Genomic DNA, 20,966 nt, shown 5'->3' on the forward strand with positions numbered 1-20,966 from the left:
GCGTCAGTGAAGTGTCTGGCTCGAAGATTCGTCGTCGTTCTCGGCAGTCGTGGATTCGAACTCGATCTCACCCTGCATGTTCTTCTCAATTTCCCGGCCGATTTCTTCAAGATCGCGGACTTCATTCAGGGGCGGTAGCTGGTCCAGGCCCGTGAGATTAAAGTAATCCAGGAATTGTTTCGTGGTCGCGTACATGGCCGGCCGCCCCGGGACATCCCGATGCCCAACGACGCGCACCCACTCTCGCTCAAGCAGTGTACGAATGATATTGCTGCTTACCGTAACACCCCGGATGTCCTCGATTTCACCCCGGGTGATGGGCTGTCGGTAAGCAATCAGTGCCAGGGTCTCCAGCAAGGCCCGTGAATAACGCTGGGGCTTTTCCTCAAACAGTCGACCCACCCAGGGCGCATACTCCTCACGCACCTGGAGTCGGTAGCCACTGGCGACCTTTTTCAGCTCGAAGCCTCGCCCTTCACAGGCCGCTTCAAGAAGCACCATGACGTGCTCCATGACCTGTCGCGCCGGCCGCTCCTCTTCACTGAACAATTCCCGCAGCTGGTCAAGAGACAGCGGTTTGCCCGCCGCCAGCAGGGCGGCCTCGGCAATTGCCTGGATTCTCAGCAGGTGCTCTTCGTTCATGGTGTCTGATCCGTATTTCCGTGCTTCCGACTTCCAGGGGCCCTAACTTGCCGCCCTGGCGCGAACATGAATCGGCCCGAGAACTTCCGCCTGAACCACCTCGATCAACTGCTCCTTGACCAGCTCAAGCGTCGCCAGGAAGGTTACAACAACCCCCAGCCGCCCCTCTTCGACCGTGAACAGGCTCTCAAAGGTCACAAAATGGTCATCCTGAAGCACCGAAAGGATTGCCGACATGCGTTCACGGGTGGACAGCTTCTCACGCTCAACATGGTGACTGGTGAACAGGTCTGCGCGCTGTAAAACACCCTGAAGGGCCAGCAGCATCTCCCTCAGATCCACATCGGGATGGGGCTGACTTGACGGCATCCTGGGCAGGGCGGCGGAGGCTGTGAAGTTATCCCGCTCCAGCCGCGGCAGTTCGTCGATATCCTCGGCGGCCTGCTTGAACCGTTCGTACTGCTGAAGCCGACGAATCAGTTCGGCACGAGGATCGACCTCTTCTTCATCGTCGCTTTCCTGGCGAGGTAACAGCATGCGCGATTTGATTTCCGCCAGGGTGGCCGCCATCACCAGATATTCGGCAGCCAGTTCAAAGCGCATGGCCTCGACGGCACCGATGTAATCCATGTATTGCCGGGTAATCTCGCTGACGTCGATGTCCAGTATGTTCATGTTCTGGCGACGTATTAGGTACAGCAGAAGGTCCAGCGGGCCTTCAAACGCTTCAAGGAAGACCGCCAGGGCATCCGGCGGAATGTACAGGTCCTTGGGAAGATCCACCACCGGCTTGCCGGACACCAGCGCCAGGGGCGATTGCTCCGGGCCGGCGTCCTGAGCTTCCGGCGTCGCCTGATCGGTGGATTCTTCGGTCATAACCTTTCTCTCCGGATCGGTCCCGCGGCTCTGTGCCCGCGGGACCGATTCCTGCGGATTCAGCGGTAATGAAGCCCCATGGCCGCCCGGACTTCCTCAAGGGTATCTCTGGCAGCATCGCGGGCGTGTTCGCGACCTTCCTGGAGAATGGAATGAACCAGGTCCGGGTTGCCCTCATACTCACGCGCGCGCTCGTGGAGCGGACGCTGCTCTTCGACAATCGCGTCAATCAACGGCTTCTTGCAATCAAGGCAGCCAATGCCGGCACTGCGACAACCGGTCTGTACCCACTCCTGGGTGTCCGCGTCCGAATAGATCTTGTGCATCCCCCACACCGGGCATTTCTCGGGTTCACCCGGATCCGTACGGCGGACTCGCTGGGGATCGGTTTGCATGGTGCGGACCTTCTGGGCAACGCTGTCCGGCTCCTCCCGCAGTCCAATATAGTTGTTGTAGGACTTGGACATTTTCTGCCCATCCAGACCCGGCAACTTGGACTCCGGTGTCAGCAGCGGCTGCGGCTCTGGCAGAATCACCTTGCCACCACCCTCGATGTAGCCGTACAAACGCTCGCGATCGCCCAGGGAGATGTTCTGCTGTTCTTTCAACAGCGCACGAGCAGTTTCCAGGGCGTCCATATCGCCCTCTTCCTGGTACCGCTTCTTCAGGTTGCGGTACAGCTTGGCGTTTTTCTTGCCCATCTTCACGATGGCGCCTTCTGCCTGCTCCTCGAATCCGGGCTCACGACCGTAGATATGGTTGAAGCGACGGGCGATCTCCCGGGTAATTTCAACATGGGACACCTGATCGGCACCGACCGGTACCTTCCCTGCCCGGTAAACCAGAATGTCTGCACTCTGAAGCAACGGGTAACCCAGAAATCCGTAAGTCGCCAGATCCTTCTCCCGCAGCTTCTCCTGCTGGTCCTTGAAGGTCGGCACACGTTCTAGCCAACCGAGAGGCGTAATCATCGACAGCAACAGGTGCAATTCTGCGTGCTCGGGCACCTGTGACTGAATAAACATGGTGGACGAACCCGGGTTCACACCGGCCGCCAGCCAGTCAATGACCATGTCCCAGACGCTCTGCTCAATGCCGGAGGGGTCGTCATAGTTGGTGGTCAGGGCGTGCCAGTCCGCCACAAAGAAAAAGCATTCGAATTCATGCTGGAGTTTAACCCAGTTTTTCAGCACACCGTGGTAGTGGCCAAGGTGAAGCTTGCCGGTCGGACGCATGCCGGACAAAACCCTTTGCTGGGAATCTACAGAACTCAAAGCACGAACTCCTTATTTGATATTGGAACCGCCATCATAGTTCAGGCGACCCGGCATTATAAATAAAAAACCCCCGCTCTGCAGGGCAGAAACGGGGGTTTTTGCTGAAAGAAGGCCAGCTTACCAGCCAGTGACCTCCTTCAGGGCCTGGCCGATCTCGGCCAGACTGCGGACGGTGCGAACGCCAGCGTCTTCCAGGGCGGCAAACTTCTCGTCTGCAGTACCCTTACCACCGGAGATGATGGCGCCAGCGTGGCCCATGCGTTTGCCCGGAGGCGCTGTAACACCAGCGATGTAGGAAACCACCGGTTTGGTGACGTTCTGCTTGATGTAGGCCGCGGCTTCTTCCTCAGCGGTACCGCCGATCTCACCAATCATCACAATGGCTTCAGTCTCAGGATCTTCCTGCAGCAGGGCCAGAATGTCGATGAAGTTGGAGCCCGGGATCGGGTCGCCACCGATACCGATACAGGTGGACTGACCGTAGCCGAAGTCGGTGGTCTGCTTGACCGCTTCGTAAGTCAGGGTACCTGAACGGGACACGATACCAACCTTGCCCTTCTTGTGGATGTGGCCAGGCATGATGCCGATCTTGCACTCGTCCGGAGTGATAACACCCGGGCAGTTGGGACCAATCATGCGAACGCCCTTGCGATCCACGTATTCCTTGGCGTACAGCATATCGATGGTCGGGATACCTTCAGTGATACAGACGATCAGCTGAATGCCGGCATCCGCGGCTTCGATAATAGCGTCTTTACAGAAAGGCGCCGGTACGTAGATAACGGTCGCCTCTGCGCCGGTTGCTTCAACGGCGTCACGAACGGTGTTGAACACCGGAAGGCCGAGGTGCTCAGTGCCACCCTTGCCGGGGCTAACGCCGCCAACCATCTTGGTGCCGTAGGCAATTGCCTGCTCTGAGTGGAAGGTGCCCTGTGCGCCGGTAAAGCCCTGACAGATAACCTTGGTGTCTTTGTTAATCAGGATGCTCATTATTTACCCCCTGCGGCTTTAACAACTTGCTCTGCCGCATTCGACAGACTGGTAGCGGCAATGATGTTCAGGCCGCTATCGGCGAGTACCTGAGTACCCTTCTCCGCGTTGTTGCCTTCAAGGCGAACCACAACAGGAACCTTGACGCCGACTTCCTTAACGGCACCGATGATGCCTTCTGCAATCATGTCGCAACGAACGATACCGCCGAAGATGTTGACCAGAACCGCCTTGACGTTGGAGTCAGACAGGATGATCTTGAATGCTTCGGAAACACGCTCCTTGGTTGCACCGCCACCAACGTCCAGGAAGTTGGCAGGCTGGCCACCAGAAAGCTTGATGATGTCCATGGTGCCCATTGCCAGACCAGCACCGTTTACCATGCAGCCAATGTTGCCTTCCAGGGCCACGTAGTTCAGCTCCCACTTGGCCGCTTCCGCTTCCCGGGAATCTTCCTGGGAGGGATCGTGCATCTCGTGGATCTTCTTCTGGCGATACAGCGCGTTACCGTCAATACCGACTTTGGCGTCGAGGCAATGCAGGTCACCGGCCGGGGTGATAACCAGCGGGTTGATCTCTACCAGCGCGAGGTCGCACTCTTCGAACAGCTTGGCCAGGCCAATGAAAATCTTGGTGAACTGACCGATCTGCTTGCCTTCCAGGCCCAGTTTGAAGGCCAACTCACGGCCCTGGTAAGGCTGAGCGCCAACCAGTGGGTCGATTTCGGCTTTCAGGATCTTCTCGGGGGTCTCTTCGGCAACCTTCTCGATCTCAACGCCACCCTCGGTGGAGGCCATGAACACGATGCGACGGGTGCCACGGTCAACGACCGCGCCCAGGTACAGTTCCTGGTCGATGTCGGTGAGGGATTCAACCAGAATCTTGCTGACCGGCTGGCCATTTTCATCAGTCTGGTAGGTTACCAGGTTCTTGCCCAACCACTTTTCGGCAAACTCACGGATCTCGTCTTTGCTTTTAACCAGCTTAACGCCACCAGCCTTACCACGGCCGCCTGCGTGCACCTGAGCCTTCACTACCCAGCCATCGCCGCCGATTTCGTCAGCAGCTGCTACTGCTTCCTTGGGAGTATCACAGGCAATGCCTTTGGATACGGGCAGGCCATATTCAGCGAAAAGCTGCTTGCCCTGATATTCATGCAAATTCATAGTTAATGTCCCGAATTAAAAAATTCCTGGTTTGCGTTACTTCTTCTTGCGGCGGTTGGCGATATGAATCGCGCCACCACCGACGGCCAGAGCTGCTTCGTGCACGGACTCGGACAGAGTCGGATGTGCAAAGCAGGTCAGGGCCAGATCTTCGGCGCTGGAACCGAATTCCATGGCGATTACGCCCTGGGCAACGATTTCAGAGGCCTGGGGACCAACTACATGGAAACCGACAATGCGGTCAGTTTTTGCGTCGGCAATGATCTTGACCAGACCGGACGCCGAGTTTGCAGCCATGGCACGACCGTTGGCCGCAAACGGGAAGGTACCTACCTTGTACTCTTCACCTTCTGCCTTCATCTGCTCTTCGGTTTTGCCAACCCAGGCAACTTCCGGCGAGGTGTAGATCACGTTGGGAATGCAGTCGTAGTTGACCTGGGGCTTGTGCCCGGCAATGCGCTCGGCAACCATGATGCCCTCTTCGGACGCCTTGTGAGCCAGCATTGGACCACGGACCACGTCACCGATGGCCCAGACACCCGGCGCCTCGGTCTTGCAGTTGTCATCCACGAAGATGAAACCGCGCTCGTCCATCTGCACACCGGAATCCTCGGAAAGCAGGTTATCGGTGTACGGACGACGTCCAACGGCAACAATCAGCTTGTCAAACTTGGCTTCTTGCTTGCCCTTGGAATCTTCATAGGTAACGTTGACCAGCTTGCGTTTGACTTCAGCGCCGGTCATGCGAGCACCCATGACGATGTTCAGACCCTGCTTCTGGAACTGCTTGAGTGCGTCCTTGGCAACCTGCTGATCCACCGCCGGCAGGAAGGTATCCACCGCTTCAAGGACCGTCACCTCGGAGCCCAGACGTGCCCAGACGCTGCCAAGCTCCAGGCCGATAACACCGGCACCGATCACACCCAGACGCTTGGGCACTTCGGTAAACTCGAGGGCTCCCTCGGAATCCACGATGTACTCGCCATCGAACGGCGCAGGCGGAATCTGGATCGGCTTGGAGCCAGTGGCCAGAATGATGTTTTCGGCTTCGTAGGTCTTGGACTTGCCGTCCTTGTCAGTTACTTCCACTTTGCGGTTGGCCAGCAACTTGCCGTGGCCGTGGATGGAGGTAACGCCGTTGGACTTGAACAGGCCGGCGATACCGCCGGTCAGCTGCTTCACGATGCCAGCCTTGCGCTCCATCATCTTGCCGATGTCCATCTTGACATCCTTGGCGATGATGCCCTGCATCTCGTAATCGTGGGTGGTTTCCTCGAACTTGTGGGAAATCTCCAGCAGTGCCTTGGAGGGAATACAGCCCACGTTCAGGCAGGTACCGCCAAGCACCTGCGCCTTGCCGTCTTCGGCGGTCCAGGATTCGACACACGCGGTCTTGAGACCCAGTTGGGCAGCCTTGATGGCAGCAACATAGCCGCCCGGGCCCGCACCAATAACAATGACGTCGTATTTATCAGACATAGCTAATCCCGTTTTCCGATACGTTTAAAGTCGACTCAGACGTCCAGCAGAATACGTGCCGGGTCTTCAAGCATTTCCTTGATGGCAACAAGGAACTGCACCGCTTCCTTGCCATCAATCATTCGGTGGTCGTAAGAAAGCGCCAAGTACATCATTGGCAGAATTTCCACCTTGCCGTTCACGGCCATCGGACGCTCCTGGATCTTGTGCATGCCCAGGATTGCCGTCTGTGGCGGGTTCAGGATCGGTGTGGAAATCAGCGAGCCGAAGATGCCACCGTTGGTAATCGTGAAGGTACCACCGGTCATGTCTTCAATGGCCAGCTTGCCCTCTTTCGCCTTGGTACCGTATTCAACGATCTTCTTCTCGATGTCGGCCAGGCCCATGGCGTCGGAATCGCGGAGTACCGGAACGACCAGACCACGATCCGTGGATACGGCCACGCCGATATCCTGGTAACCGTGGTAAACCATGTCGTTTCCATCAATGGACGCGTTCACCGCGGGGAACCGCTTCAGGGCTTCGGTGGCCGCCTTGGTGAAGAAGGACATAAAGCCAAGCTTGATACCATGACGTTTTACAAAGCTCTCCTGGTACTGCTTGCGCAGTTCCATGATTGGCGCCATGTTCACCTCGTTGAAGGTGGTCAGCATGGCTGCGCTCTGCTGCGCGTTGACCAGACGCTTGGCGATGCTCGCACGCAGGCGGGTCATCGGCACGCGCTTCTCTGGACGCTCGCCCTGGCTGACGTTCACTTCCGGCATACCCGCCGCAGGCTGGGGCGCGGAAGCACCACCGGAGGACTTGGCGCTGTCCACGTGGTTCTGAACGTCTTCCTTGGTTACACGGCCATCTTTGCCGGTACCCTTGATGCTGTTCGGATCAACGTTGTTTTCCTCGGCCAGCTTACGCGCTGCCGGGCTCAGAATCGCTTCGCCGGAAGCGGCTTCACTCTTGGCCTCTTCTTTCGGAGCTTCTTCCTTGGCCTCTTCTTTCTTGCCCTCGGCAGGCTTGGCCTCGCCCTTGGCACCTTCCTTGAACTTGCCGACTACCTCACCACTTTCAACGGTATCGCCTTCGTTCTTGATGATTTCTTCGATCACGCCGTCAGCAGGCGCAACCACCTCAAGAACGACCTTGTCGGTCTCGATATCGACAATCAGCTCGTCACGGGAGCAGGCTTCACCCGGCTGTTTGTGCCAGGTCGCGACAGTACCTTCCGCGACCGACTCCGGGAAAACGGGGGCTTTAATCTCAGTTGACATTACAGATCCTTAGTTCGGTAGCTCGTCAAATTTCAAACGCGTCGTTAACCAGTTTCTTCTGCTCTTCAATGTGGACCGACATATGGCCACAGGCAGGAGCAGCCGAAGCGTCACGACCGGCATACTGAAGGTACAGCTTGGGATTCAGGCGGTGCAGCGCATTACGCATGTGATGCTGGCTGCAATACCAGGCACCCTGGTTCATCGGCTCTTCCTGACACCAGACAACGTGCTTGAGCTTGGTGTACTCGCTCAGGAGCTCGTCAAGGTCGTCTCCGGGGAAAGGATACAGCTGTTCGATCCGGACAATAGCGACGTCTTCACGCTCGTCCGACTTCTTCTTCTCGAGCAGATCAAAATAGACCTTGCCGGAACACAGGATCAGACGGGTGACTTTCTTCGGATCGGACAGCTCTTTCTCAGGCAGCACGGTCTTGAAGGTACCGGTGGTCAGATCGTCAAGATCGGACGTCGCTTCCTTGTGCCGCAGCAGGCTCTTGGGCGTGATGGCAACCAGAGGCTTGCGCAGCGGGCGCTTCACCTGGCGACGCAGCATATGGAATACCTGCGACGGCGTGGTCGGCACGCAGACCTGGATATTATGCTCGGCACTCAGCTGCAGGAAACGCTCGAGGCGTGCAGAGCTATGCTCCGGCCCCTGCCCTTCGTAGCCATGAGGCAGCAGCAGGGTCAGGCCACAGAGGCGCCCCCACTTGTGCTCACCACTGGTCAGGAACTGATCGATCACGACCTGGGCACCGTTGGCGAAGTCGCCAAACTGCGCTTCCCAGACCACAAGGCCATCAGGTGCGGTGGTCGCGTAACCGTACTCGAACGCCATCACGGCTTCTTCCGAGAGCAGCGAGTCGTAAATTTCGAATTTCGGCTGGTCTTCCGACAATTGCTCAAGGGCAATATGAGTCGAGCCGTCTTTCTGGTTGTGCAGAACCGCGTGGCGATGCGAGAAGGTGCCGCGGCCAACATCCTGGCCGGTAATGCGGATCGGATGCCCTTCGTTGAGCAACGTCGCATAGGCCATGACTTCACCGTAGCCCCAGTTGATCGGCAGGGCACCGGCGGTCATTTTCTCGCGGTCGGACACAATCTTGGAGACCTGGCGCTGGATACTGAAACCTTCAGGGACCGAGGTCAGTTTCTTGCCCAGCTTCTGGATGGTCTTCAGCGCAACGCTGGACTTGCACTTGGCCGTCCACTCGTGGCCCAGGTACGGTGTCCAGTCTACGTAGAGCTCCTTGTTGGGCTCCTTGACCAGGGATTTGACCACGTGCTCGCCATTGTCCAGGGCGTCACGGTAGTCGTTCTCCATCTGCTTGGCTTCTTCCTCGGTGATAACACCGGCTTCCACCAGTTGGTCAACGTACAGGTTGCGAGTGGTCTTCAGCTTACGGATCTTCTCGTACATGACCGGCTGGGTTGCGGCCGGCTCATCCGCCTCGTTGTGACCACGACGACGATAGCAGACCAGATCGATCACCACGTCGTTCTTGAATTCGTTGCGGTAGTCCATGGCCATCTGGGTCACGAACATGACCGCTTCCGGGTCGTCCGCATTCACATGCAGGATTGGCGCCTGAATCATCTTGGCCACGTCGGTGCAGTACTCCGTGGACCGCGCATCTTCCTGCTTGCTGGTGGTGAAACCAACCTGGTTGTTGATAACAATATGAATGGTGCCACCAACGCCAAACCCACGGGTCTGGGACATCTGGAAGGTTTCCATCACAACGCCCTGGCCGGCAAACGCCGCGTCACCGTGCATGATGATTGGCACTACCTTGCTGCCATCCTCGTCGTTGCGACGGGTCTGGCGGGCCCGAACGGAGCCTTCAACCACCGGCGAAACGATTTCCAGGTGCGACGGGTTGAAAGCCATCGCCAGGTGCACTTCGCCACCTGGTGTCATCACGTTGGATGAGAAGCCCTGGTGGTACTTCACGTCACCTGAACCGGAATCGGCCAGTTTCTTGCCTTCAAACTCGTCGAAGAGTTCTCTCGGATTCTTGCCCAGAGTGTTGACCAGGACGTTCAGGCGACCACGGTGCGCCATACCCAGAACGATTTCCTTGGCGCCGTAGGAACCGGCACGCTGGATCAGCTCGTCCAGACAGGGAATGAGACTTTCGCCACCCTCAAGACCAAAGCGTTTCACACCCGGATAACGGGAACCCAGGTACTTTTCGAGACCTTCGGCAGCCGTCAGTCGCTCAAGGATGTGCTTACGGGTGTTGTCCTCGTATGCGGGACGTGAACGAACCGGCTCCATGCGTTGCTGGAACCAGCGCTTGATGCGGGTATCGACAACGTGCATGTATTCAGCGCCAATGCTTTCGCAGTAGGTCTGGCGCAAACCATCGACAATATCTCCGAGCTTCATGGTCTCGGAGCCGAGGTTCAGTGAGCCGGTCTGGAACTCGAGGTCACGGTCAGAGTCGGACAGTTCATGGAATTCGGGATCGAGGTCTTCAACCTTGGGACGTTGCCAAACACCGAGCGGGTCCAGCTTCGCTTCCTGATGGCCGCGGAAGCGGTAGGCGTTAATCAGCTGGAGAACGCGAATCTGTTTCTTGTCCGCATCCGACGTTGCGCTGGCGGGAACGCCGCCACTGGCAAGAAAGCGCTGGTTACGGGAGATGTGTTCGAACTGTTCGCGGATGGAAGAGTGGACAATGTCACGGCCTTTATAGCCATCGACACTGGGGAGTTTGTCGAAATAGCTGCGCCACTCTTCGGGAACGGCATTGGGGTCTGTCAGGTAGGTTTCAAAAAGCTGTTCAACATAGGCGAGATTTCCACCCTGAAGGTGGGAAGTCTGCCATAACTGCTCCATTATGCTTTCGTGCATCTTGAATAGCTCACCTTGGGCTGGTGCGGGGAGCCCGATATGGTCGGCCAGGGGTATATCTCAGTCAATACGGGTTTTTACGGGATCGACTTTGGCCACCACACCCGACATGGATGTTTTCCATTCCCCGGTGGTTTTTGTACTCAGCAAAACAGGGAGAAAACTTTATAAGTTCCCGCCACGGCTTGCGTAGTGTGCACCCGGGTAAGACTTTTGACTATAAGCCTTTGGTTGAAGGCCCCGCAAACTTGCGAGGCCTTCCGGGTACTAACCTGATCAGAACAGTATAGCGTCTGTCGCAAATCCTGCTGCTTAAGTCGCCCTTTGCAGCAGAAGATTCCGAATGTGGCCGATAGCCCTTGTGGGGTTCAGACCTTTCGGGCAGACACTGACACAGTTCATGATGCCCCGGCAGCGGAATACACTGAACGGGTCATCAAGGCCGGCAAGTCGCTCGTCCTGGGCTGTATCCCGGCTGTCCGCCAGGAAACGGTAAGCCTGAAGCAGGCCAGCAGGACCGATAAACTTGTCCGGGTTCCACCAGAACGACGGACAGGACGTGGAACAGCAGGCACAGAGAATACACTCGTACAGGCCATCCAGCTTCTGGCGGTCTTCCGGAGACTGCAGCCGCTCGATCGCGGGAGCAGGCTTGTCGTTAATCAAGTAAGGCATGACCTTTTCGTACTGCTTGTAGAAAAGACTCATATCTACAACCAGATCACGAATAACCGGCAGACCCGGCAGCGGACGCAGCACCAGCTTGTCGCCCTTCACCACCTGGGAGACCGGCGTAATACACGCCAGGCCGTTCTTGCCGTTCATGTTCATGCCATCAGAGCCACACACGCCCTCCCGGCAGGAACGACGGTAGGCCATTGAAGGATCCCGCTCCTTGATCAGGTTCAGCACATCAAGAACCATGAGATCCTTGCCTTCCGGAATATCAACATCCACGTCCTGCATGTAAGGCGCGTTGTCAGTCTCCGGGTTATAACGATAAAGGCTTACTAACATTTTCGGAGTCCCCCTTAGTAAGTCCGGACCTTCGGCTCGAACTTGTCCACCGTCTTCGGTGCAAAGTTCACATCACGCTTGCCCACACGCTTTTCCAGCGGGAAGAACATGGAGTGCTTCAGCCAGTTCTCATCATCACGCTCGGTGTAGTCGTTCCGGGCATGAGCGCCGCGACTTTCCTTCCGCTCAAAGGCGGAAACCGCTGTAGCCAGGGCAACCTCGTAGAGGTTATCCAGCTCGAGCGCTTCGATACGGGCGGTGTTGAAGGCGTTGCTGGTATCGGCCAGCTTGGTGTTGCGAACACGCTCACCAATCGCTTCCAGCTTTTTGAGACCCTCTTCCATGCTCTTGCCGTCACGGAACACGCCGAAGTACAACTGCATGCAGTTCTGCAGATCCTTGCGGACCTCTGCAACGCTCTCGCCCTCGGTTGCGTTGTTCAGGCGGTCAAGCCGCGCCATGGCACGCTTGATATCGTCCTCACTGGCACCGTCTACCTCGAAGCCGCCGCGAAGCTGCTCTTCAATGTGCAGGCCAGCTGCGCGACCAAACACCACCAGGTCCAGCAGAGAGTTACCACCCAGACGGTTGGCGCCGTGTACCGATACACACGCTGCCTCGCCACAGGCGAACAGCCCGGGGATTGGCTTGTCTTTTCCGTTTTCATCTTGGGTCAACGCCTGACCACCAACGTTGGTCGGAATGCCGCCCATCATGTAGTGACAGGTAGGCACGACCGGGATCGGCTCTTTGACAGGATCCACATGCGCAAAGGTGCGGGACAGCTCACAGATGCCCGGCAGGCGCAGGTTCAGGGTCTCTTCACCCAGATGATCCAGCTTCAGCAGAACGTGGTCCTTATCCGGACCGCAGCCACGACCTTCCAGAATCTCGATCACCATTGCCCTGGCTACAACGTCACGGCCCGCCAGGTCTTTCGCGTTCGGCGCATAGCGCTCCATGAAACGCTCACCCTCGGCGTTGATCAGGTAGCCACCCTCACCCCGACAACCTTCGGTCACCAGCGTTCCCGCACCGTAAATGCCGGTCGGGTGGAACTGCCACATTTCCATGTCCTGCATCGGGAAACCGGCACGCAGTGCCATACCCATACCGTCGCCGGTGTTGATCAGCGCATTGGTTGTGGAGGCGTAAATACGTCCCGCGCCACCGGTAGCAAGAACGGTCGCTTTGGATTTGATGTAGGCGACTTCGCCGGTCTCAACCTCAATGGCAACCACACCAACGACCTCATCCTTACTGTTCTTGACGAGATCTACCGCGTACCACTCGTTCAGGAAGGTGGTTCCGCCCTTGATGTTGGCCTGGTACAGAGTGTGAAGCAGGGCGTGACCGGTACGGTCAGCAGCGGCACAGGTACGTGCTGCCTGAGTCGGGTTATCAGGGCCTTTGGACTGACCACCAAACGGACGCTGATAGATACGGCCCTGCTCGGTGCGCGAGAACGGAAGACCCATGTGCTCAAGCTCGAATACCGCCTGAGGACCAACGGAACACATGTACTCGACGGCATCCTGGTCGGCAATGTAGTCCGAGCCTTTAACCGTGTCATACATGTGCCAGCGCCAGTCGTCATTCGGATCAGCACTGGCGATCGCACAGGTGATGCCACCTTGGGCAGAGACCGTATGAGACCGCGTCGGGAAAACCTTGGTGATACACGCGGTATTGACGCCGGACTCGGTCAACTGGAGCGCGGCACGCATGCCGGAACCGCCGCCGCCGATAACAATTGCGTCAAAGGACATGGTCTTGATATTAGCCATCGATTAAAGCCCCCAAAGAATCTGAATGCCCCAAACCACATAGACGAACATGGTCAGCCCACAAGCCGCCTGCACGATAAACCTGGGACCCATGGCCTTGATATAGTCGGTCGTCACCGTCCAGAGCCCTACCCAGGCGTGAGCACCGATTGAAAGCAGTGCCATCAAGGTAAAGATACGGAACCAGGTCTGGTCGAAAAGCGCACTCCAGGTTTCGTAGTTGACGTCGGAGGTCAACAGAAAGCCGAGTAGGAAAATTGTATACAAAGCAAGTACGTAGGCGGTTACCCTCTGGATCAGCCAGTCATAGACACCACTGCGACCCAGGTTCGTGACGCTGTTTACCATACCCAGACTCCTGCCAGAACGATGAGAATGACGGAAACCACAATCGTGATCTTCGAGGCGAGGCGGCCGCTCTCGAGCTCTTCACCAATGCCCATATCCATGAACAGGTGCTTGATACCCGCAACCAGGTGGTACAACAGAGCAGACAAGATGCCCCAGATAATCAGCTTGGCAAGGAAGCTGTCCAGCAGTTCATTGACACGACTGAAGCCCTCTTCCCCCGACAGGGAAAGCTGAAGCCCGTAAAGCAGGAACGCAACACCAACAAAAATGATGATGCCGCTGATACGGTGCAATATGGACGTAATGGCTGGCAGCGGAAAATGAAACTTGCCGAGATCGAGATTTACTGGTCGTTTGCTATTCACAGCGCTCTCACACTCTCTCTTGGTTCCGCGGGACCGGAAAACCGGGTGCGGATGGTTGGTATGTAAGGATCGGCGTGCAGATACGAAACCGGCACACGATTGGCTCAGAAGGGAGATAACCTCACCGGCAAACCACTATTTACAGGCAGCGGGAGAAGGTTTATCCCCAATTCCGGGCTAGGGATTATAAGGAGTACCCTAACCAATTACAAACCTGCAACGTCGCTCAAGCCGCGTATTTCAGGGGGTTAAGCCAGCTATAAGGATGATTGACAAATCCTTTTCCATCCCCAATCCGTTGTTATTCGGGATATCCCTGATTTACAGCGAATGTCAAATTCTGGGTTTTCCCGACTCTTCCATTGACAAAAAAAGCCAACGCCCTATATTTTGCCGCCAGTTTTGCGATAATACGCGCCTTCTAGCGCATCCATAACTGTAGATAAAGCTTTCAAAGCTGATAAATAGGAGAGCACCATGACCGACAGGAAAGCCACGCTCTCGGTGGGGGACAAGTCCATTGAGCTACCGATTTATTCCGGCACCGTCGGCCCTGACGTTATCGACGTACGAGGCCTAGTCCAGGAAGGCGTTTTTACATACGACCCCGGATTCGTATCCACCGCAGCCTGCGAATCGGCCATTACCTACATCGACGGTGCAAATGGCGTTCTCCTGCACCGCGGCTACCCGATCGAACAACTCGCCGAACACTCCGACTACCTAGAAGTCTGCTATCTCCTGCTTCACGGCGAACTTCCAAGCGCCGAGGAGAACCAGAAGTTCCACGAGACCATCAAAAACCACACCATGCTGCACGACCAGATGCGGAACTTCTTCCAGGGTTTCCGTCGTGATGCACACCCGATGGCCATCATGTGTGGTGTGGTCGGCGCCCTGTCCGCCTTCTACCACGGCGAGATGGACGTAGCCAGCCAGGAGCAGCGTGAGATCACCGCTCATCGCCTGATTGCAAAAATGCCGACCATTGCCGCCTGGTGTTACAAGTATGCCATTGGCCAACCTTTCATTTATCCGCGTAATGACCTCTCGTACTCCGAGAACTTCCTGCAGATGATGTTCGGCGTTCCTTGCGAGGAGTACAAGCCGAACCCGATCCTGGCCAAGGCCATGGACAAGATCTTCATTCTGCACGCAGACCATGAACAGAATGCGTCGACGTCGACCGTGCGTCTGGCTGGCTCCACCGGTGCTAACCCCTACGCCTGCATCGCCTCCGGCATCGCTGCACTGTGGGGCCCTGCCCACGGCGGCGCAAACGAAGCGGTCCTCGACATGCTGGCCGAAATCGGAGACGAGTCCAACATCGAGAAATTCATCGCCAAGGCCAAGGACAAAGACGATCCGTTCCGCCTGATGGGCTTCGGACACCGGGTTTACAAGAACTTCGACCCGCGCGCCAAGGTAATGGCAGAAACCGCTCACGAGGTTCTGACCGAGCTGGGCCTGGAAAACGACCCGCTGCTGAAGATCGCCCAGCGCCTGGAAAAAATCGCGCTGGAAGACGAGTACTTCGTGAAGCGCAAGCTTTACCCGAACGTCGACTTCTACTCCGGACTCATCCTCAAGGCCATCGGAATCCCGACTTCGATGTTCACCGTTATCTTCGCCCTGTCGCGGACCATCGGCTGGTTCTCGCACTGGAACGAAATGGTCAGCGGAGACTATCGCATCGGCCGTCCGCGCCAGCTTTACACTGGCTCGGATTCCCGGGATTATCCGGCGAAATAAGCCTGATTTCTCGGGCAACGCATGGAAAGGCCGCTGATTCAGCGGCCTTTTTTATTGCGTGCCGCCCCGCCCTTCTGTGCTAAGTTAACCCGACAAAAACATAAGAGGAGAAAGCAATGACTACAGCAGCGTTTATCGGCCTCGGCGTAATGGGCTATCCAATGGCCGGGCACCTGGCCAAGGCCGGGCTCAACGTCAGGGTCTGGAACCGAACCAGCGCCAAAGCCGAGCAATGGGCAAGCGAATACGGGGGAACCAGCTGCACCTCCATTGCCGAGGCCGTGAAGGGCGCGGATATAGTACTCACCTGCGTTGGTGCGGATATCGACCTTAAAGCAGTTTACGAAGGCGATGAAGGCATCCTCGCTAATGCCTCCAAAGGTGCAGTTCTGGTCGACCACACCACGGCTTCTGCCGGCATTGCTGAGTATCTTGCTGAAGCTGCCAGTAAAAACAACATGGGATTTGTGGACGCGCCTGTATCCGGCGGCCAGCAAGGCGCTGAAAACGGCAAACTGACTATCATGTGCGGCGGCTCGGAACAGGACTATGCGAAAGCCGAGCCAGTTATGGAGCACTATGCGCGGGCACTCAACCGAATGGGCCCCGCTGGCAGTGGCCAGAAAACCAAGATGGTGAACCAGATCGCCATTGCCGGTCTTGTACAGGGCCTTTCAGAGGCGCTGCACTTTGCCGAGCAGGCTGAGCTGGATGTGGCAAAAGTGGTGGATGTGATTTCGAAAGGGGCAGCCCAGTCCTGGCAGATGGAAAACCGCTCGGCAACGATGATTGCGGGTGAATTCGAACATGGCTTTGCTGTTGACTGGATGCGGAAGGACCTGGGGATTTGCCTGGAAGAGGCGCGAAAAGTGAACGCGTCTCTGCCAGTCACCGCTCTGGTGGATCAGTTCTACGCGGATGTGCAGTCCATGGGGGGCAAACGCTGGGATACATCCTCTTTAATCCAGAGACTCAGGAAATTCCGGTAAGTCTCTGAAGCTGGGGCCGGATGAAAACTCTCACCGGCCCCGAATCCACAGGCACTACTTTTTCTTGTCCTGCGGCTGCCACTTTCCGTTCACATACCACGCGGACCAGCCCGTCGCCTTGCCTTCCTTCTCGGACATGACGTACTGCTCCTTGGTCTTGCGGCTGTAGCGAATCACCGTCGGATTGCCTTCAGGATCACGCTCGGGCGCATCCATCAGGTAATCGTACTTCGGGTCGATTTCCTTGCGGTGTGGTTTGATCTCCATCACCAGAGGTGGTCGCGTTTCCCGATTTTTAGGGAACTTGCTCGCGGCCAGAAACAACCCGGACGCCCCATCACGAAGAACGTAAGTGTCATCCACCTTCTGGCACTGAAGCTCCGGCATGGGTACCGGGTCCATCTTGGGCGGTGCCGGCTCGCCATTCTTGAGCAGCTTACGGGTGTTCTTGCACTCGGTATTGGTACAACCAAAATACTTTCCAAACCGCCCCGTCTTCAGCTGCATCTCAGAGCCGCACTTGTCGCACTCGAGGGTCGGTCCATCGTAGCCCTTGATGCGGAACGTGCCCTTTTCTACCTCGTAGCCAGAGCAATCCGGATTGTTACCACAGACATGCAGCTTGCGGGTTTCGTCCACCAGGTAGCTGTCCATGGCAGTGCCACACTTGGGGCAGCGGCGCTTCTTGCGCAGCAGCCGGGTTTCGCCCTCGCCCTCGACATCATCATCGGCGCTGACCACTTCGTCGCCGGACACGAGATTGATGGTGGTCTTGCAACGCTCCTTCGGTGGTAATGAGTAACCGGAGCAGCCCAGGAATACACCCGTACTGGCCACACGAATCTGCATATTCCGACCACAGCTCGGGCACGGAATATCAGTCTCGGTGGGCGTGTTGGCGCGCATGCCGCCGTCTTCGCCACTTTCTGCCGTTTCCAGTTGCTGCTTGAAACGGCCGTAAAAATCATTCAGGACTTTCTTCCACTCGACATCACCCTCGGCAATCTCGTCGAGCTCATCTTCCATCTTCGCGGTGAAATCGAAGTCCATCAGATTCGGGAAAGATTCTGACAGGCGCTCGGTCACAATCTCGCCCATCTTCTCGGCATAGAAGCGGCGGTTCTGCAGCCTGACATAGCCGCGATCCTGAATCGTCGAAATAATCGACGCATAGGTCGAGGGACGGCCAATACCCTGCTTTTCGAGCTCTTTGACCAGGCTCGCCTCGGTGTACCTCGGCGCAGGCTTGGTAAAGTGCTGGCTCGGGTCGAGTTTTTTCAGGTCCAGCACTTCATCTACCTGAATATCAGGCAGCGCGATGTCTTCATCTTTCTTGGCCGCCTGTGGCGCGGCTTTCAGGAAACCGTCGAACTTGATAATCCGGCCCCGGGTGCGCAGCTCATAATCGCCGTTGGCAACGACTATCGAGGTACTGAGAAACTCCGCATCGGACATCTGGCAGGCAATGAACTGGCGCCAAATCAGGTCGTAGAGCTTCTCCGCGTCTTTCTCCAGGCCACTGATATCCGAGGGCCAGCGACTGACTTCCGTTGGCCGGATGGCTTCGTGGGCTTCCTGGGCGCCCTCTTTACTACCGTAAACCCGGGGCTTTTCCGGCAGGTATTTATCGCCAAACTGCTTCTGAATATAGGTGCGGCAACTGTTGATCGCATCCTGACTCAGGTTGGTGGAGTCAGTACGCATATAAGTAATAAAGCCAGCTTCATATAGACGCTGGGCAAGCATCATGGTCTTTTTGACACTGAAGCCCATGCGGTTACTCGCCGCCTGCTGCAGCGTGGAGGTAATAAACGGAGCCGAAGGGCGGGAACGGGTTGGTTTGTCTTCCCGCTTGGCAACCTTGAACGTACCCGCCTTGAGGCGGCTGACGTGCTCGCTGCTCTGCTGCTCATTGACCGGGCGATAAGGCTTGTCGTCATGGCGGGTTACTTCAAAGCGGACCGGCTGATCCGCCTTGGCGGACGCGAGATCGGCGTGTAACTGCCAGAACTCCTCCGGAACAAACTTCCGGATCTCCCGCTCCCTCTCAACAATCAGCCGTACGGCGACTGATTGCACCCGACCGGCAGACAGGCCCCGGGCAATCTTGGCCCAAAGCAGGGGCGACACCATGTACCCGACAACCCGATCCAGGAAACGTCGGGCCTGCTGGGCATTCACCCGGTTATTGTCAAGATTGCCGGGATCCTTGAAGGCTTCCTGGATGGCACGTTTGGTGATTTCGTTGAACACTACACGTCGGTATTTCTCGGGCTCGCCACCGATCGTCTGCTGAAGGTGCCAGGCGATGGCCTCCCCTTCGCGGTCCAAATCCGTTGCCAGATAGATGTGGTCTGCTGATTTGGCGAGACGCTTGAGCTCGCTGACCACCTTCTCCTTGCCGGGAAGGATCTCGTAACGCGCACTCCAGTCCTGATCCGGGTCGACGCCCATGCGGGCGACCAGCTGCTCACGGGCCTTGCGCTTTTTATGCACCGCCTTTTCTTCCGGGCTCATCTTCCGGGTGAGCGCAGCCTGTTTGGCACGCTCCTTGGGATCGGTTTGGGATCCGCTGCCACTGACGGGAAGATCACGAATATGCCCGACGCTCGATTTGACGATGAAGTCAGAGCCCAGGTACTTGTTGATGGTCTTCGCTTTCGCTGGTGACTCGACAATTACGAGACTTTTACCCATATCGGAGTTCTGTATCCTTGGCGATAAATCGGTCAATTAATCAGCAAACCGTAAACTCGCTGTAAAATCAGTCGGCTAGAAAACACTCATACGCCGCCAATCTGTATAGGCTCACTGTTTTACAGGGTCAAGAATAGCAAGACAACCCATTCTTTGGTTTCAATCCTGCTTTTTTTCACATTCGGGAACCCGGTTCAGGCCGCCGATTGAAACAGAAAGGCCCGGCATTTGCCGGGCCTTCTGAAACCGCGCACTGCAACCTCCTTAACGGGTTACAGACGCTCCCAGACCGTCGCGATGCCCTGGCCCAGACCGATACACATGGTGGAAACACCAAGTTTACCGCCTTTGGCCTGCATCACATTCAGCAGGGTTGTGGAGATACGTGCACCGGAGCAGCCCAGCGGATGGCCAAGGGCAATCGCGCCGCCGTTCAGGTTCACCTTCTCTTCCATAACGCCCAGCAGCTTCAGGTCCTTGAGAACAGGAAGCGACTGGCCGGCAAAGGCCTCGTTCAGTTCCCAGAAGTCGATATCTTCAACTTTCAGGCCTGCGCGCTTGAGCGCCTTTTTGGTGGCAGGCACCGGACCATAGCCCATGATTGCGGGATCACAGCCGGCAACGGCCATGCTGCGAATCTTGGCAATCGGCTTAAGTCCCAGGGCCTCAGCCCGCTCTGCGGACATCAGTACCATGGCAGCGGCACCGTCGGTCAGCTGGGAGGAAGTCCCGGCAGTCACAGTACCGTTCTTCGGATCGAAGGCCGGCTTCAGCTGGCTCAGGGATTCAGCCGTGGTCTCCGGACGAATAGTCTCGTCCTGCTCAATCAGCACCTTGAAGCCATTCTCATCGTGACCTTCAATCGGCACGATTTCGTTCTTGAAACGGCCTTCTACGGTCGCTTCATGGGCCAAACGGTGGGAGCGAGCACCGAACTCGTCCTGCTGCTCACGGGTAATCCCGTGCATCTTGGCCAGCATTTCCGCAGTCAGGCCCATCATGTTGGACGCCTTTGCGGAGTACTTGGAGGCCGCCGGATTGTGGTCGAAGCCTTCGGTCATGGGTACGTGCCCCATGTGCTCGACACCACCCACGAAGAACACATCACCGTTACCGGTCATGATGGCCTGCGCGGCAGTATGGATCGCACTCATGGCCGAACCACACAGACGGTTCACGGTCTGAGCAGCAGACTCGTGGGGAATGCGGGTCAGCAGGGAAATCTGACGCGCCACGTTGAAGCCCTGCTCCTTGGTCTGGTTTACACAGCCCCAAATAACATCTTCAACTTCTTTCGGGTCGAGCTTCGGGTTGCGCTCAAACAGTGCTTCGATCAGATTGGCGGACAGGGTCTCTGCACGCACGTTCCGGAAACAACCGTTTTTGGCACGACCCATCGGAGTCCGCACGCAATCGACGACGACAACGTCTCTCGGATTAAGGCTCATAG

The 20,966-nt window shown here is 56.9% G+C and carries 16 protein-coding genes; 2 read left to right on the forward strand and 14 right to left on the reverse strand.

Annotated elements, in window-relative coordinates:
- Positions 1-3: 3 nt before the first annotated feature.
- The 12 genes from scpB to sdhC all read right to left on the reverse strand — a co-directional run bounded on the left by scpB (position 4) and on the right by sdhC (position 14,078).
- On the reverse strand, positions 4-642 hold the full coding sequence (scpB, locus tag ABNF92_RS01750) for an SMC-Scp complex subunit ScpB (RefSeq protein ID WP_064228104.1): 639 nt from the start codon (positions 640-642) through the stop codon (positions 4-6).
- A gap of 42 nt (positions 643-684) precedes the next feature.
- A complete protein-coding gene (locus ABNF92_RS01755) occupies positions 685-1,518 on the reverse strand; it encodes a ScpA family protein (RefSeq protein WP_349343277.1) in 834 nt (277 codons plus the stop codon).
- A gap of 59 nt (positions 1,519-1,577) precedes the next feature.
- Complete coding sequence (locus ABNF92_RS01760; protein ID WP_083231878.1) at positions 1,578-2,792, reverse strand: tryptophan--tRNA ligase; 1,215 nt, start codon at positions 2,790-2,792, stop codon at positions 1,578-1,580.
- Between the two features lie 120 nt (positions 2,793-2,912).
- Positions 2,913-3,785 carry a succinate--CoA ligase subunit alpha gene (gene sucD / locus ABNF92_RS01765; protein ID WP_064228102.1) on the reverse strand — a complete coding sequence of 291 codons (873 nt, stop codon included), beginning with the start codon at positions 3,783-3,785 and terminating at the stop codon, positions 2,913-2,915.
- Positions 3,785-4,951: an ADP-forming succinate--CoA ligase subunit beta gene (sucC, locus tag ABNF92_RS01770; RefSeq protein WP_349343278.1), complete on the reverse strand. Its 1,167-nt coding sequence runs from the start codon at positions 4,949-4,951 to the stop codon at positions 3,785-3,787. Before sucC ends, sucD begins: the two co-directional genes overlap by 1 nt.
- A 36-nt stretch (positions 4,952-4,987) precedes the next feature.
- Complete coding sequence (gene lpdA, locus ABNF92_RS01775) at positions 4,988-6,430, reverse strand: dihydrolipoyl dehydrogenase (protein WP_349343279.1); 1,443 nt, start codon at positions 6,428-6,430, stop codon at positions 4,988-4,990.
- 35 nt (positions 6,431-6,465) lie between these two features.
- Positions 6,466-7,695: a 2-oxoglutarate dehydrogenase complex dihydrolipoyllysine-residue succinyltransferase gene (gene odhB / locus ABNF92_RS01780; protein ID WP_209397840.1), complete on the reverse strand. Its 1,230-nt coding sequence runs from the start codon at positions 7,693-7,695 to the stop codon at positions 6,466-6,468.
- Positions 7,696-7,720: 25 nt separating this feature from the next.
- The gene (locus tag ABNF92_RS01785; protein WP_349343280.1) at positions 7,721-10,558 is read right to left on the reverse strand and encodes a 2-oxoglutarate dehydrogenase E1 component; all 2,838 of its coding nucleotides are present in this window, start codon (positions 10,556-10,558) and stop codon (positions 7,721-7,723) included.
- Positions 10,559-10,870: 312 nt separating this feature from the next.
- Entirely contained in the window at positions 10,871-11,575 is a 705-nt protein-coding gene (locus tag ABNF92_RS01790) for a succinate dehydrogenase iron-sulfur subunit (RefSeq protein ID WP_064228097.1), read from the reverse strand.
- 14 nt (positions 11,576-11,589) lie between these two features.
- On the reverse strand, positions 11,590-13,362 hold the full coding sequence (gene sdhA / locus ABNF92_RS01795) for a succinate dehydrogenase flavoprotein subunit (protein ID WP_349343281.1): 1,773 nt from the start codon (positions 13,360-13,362) through the stop codon (positions 11,590-11,592).
- A gap of 3 nt (positions 13,363-13,365) precedes the next feature.
- Entirely contained in the window at positions 13,366-13,710 is a 345-nt protein-coding gene (gene sdhD, locus ABNF92_RS01800) for a succinate dehydrogenase, hydrophobic membrane anchor protein (protein WP_064228095.1), read from the reverse strand.
- Positions 13,704-14,078 (reverse strand): succinate dehydrogenase, cytochrome b556 subunit, encoded by a 375-nt coding sequence (sdhC, locus tag ABNF92_RS01805; RefSeq protein WP_064228094.1) that lies wholly within the window; start codon positions 14,076-14,078, stop codon positions 13,704-13,706. Before sdhC ends, sdhD begins: the two co-directional genes overlap by 7 nt.
- A gap of 477 nt (positions 14,079-14,555) precedes the next feature.
- Between sdhC and gltA the strand changes: the two genes are divergently transcribed.
- Together gltA and ABNF92_RS01815 are read left to right on the forward strand one after the other, a co-directional pair.
- A complete protein-coding gene (gene gltA / locus ABNF92_RS01810) occupies positions 14,556-15,830 on the forward strand; it encodes a citrate synthase (RefSeq protein WP_069185007.1) in 1,275 nt (424 codons plus the stop codon).
- A gap of 116 nt (positions 15,831-15,946) precedes the next feature.
- Positions 15,947-16,819, forward strand: coding sequence for an NAD(P)-dependent oxidoreductase (locus tag ABNF92_RS01815; protein ID WP_349343282.1), 873 nt, complete (start codon positions 15,947-15,949; stop codon positions 16,817-16,819).
- A gap of 54 nt (positions 16,820-16,873) precedes the next feature.
- On the opposite strand, the gene topA is transcribed toward ABNF92_RS01815, so the two are convergent.
- Entirely contained in the window at positions 16,874-19,516 is a 2,643-nt protein-coding gene (gene topA, locus ABNF92_RS01820; protein WP_349343283.1) for a type I DNA topoisomerase, read from the reverse strand.
- A 272-nt stretch (positions 19,517-19,788) separates the two neighbouring features.
- Positions 19,789-20,964: an acetyl-CoA C-acyltransferase FadA gene (fadA, locus tag ABNF92_RS01825; protein WP_069185005.1), complete on the reverse strand. Its 1,176-nt coding sequence runs from the start codon at positions 20,962-20,964 to the stop codon at positions 19,789-19,791.
- Positions 20,965-20,966 lie beyond the last annotated feature (2 nt).

This window comes from Marinobacter sp. MMG032, assembly GCF_040112695.1.
In the GTDB taxonomy this organism is placed as follows: Bacteria; Pseudomonadota; Gammaproteobacteria; order Pseudomonadales; family Oleiphilaceae; genus Marinobacter; species Marinobacter salsuginis.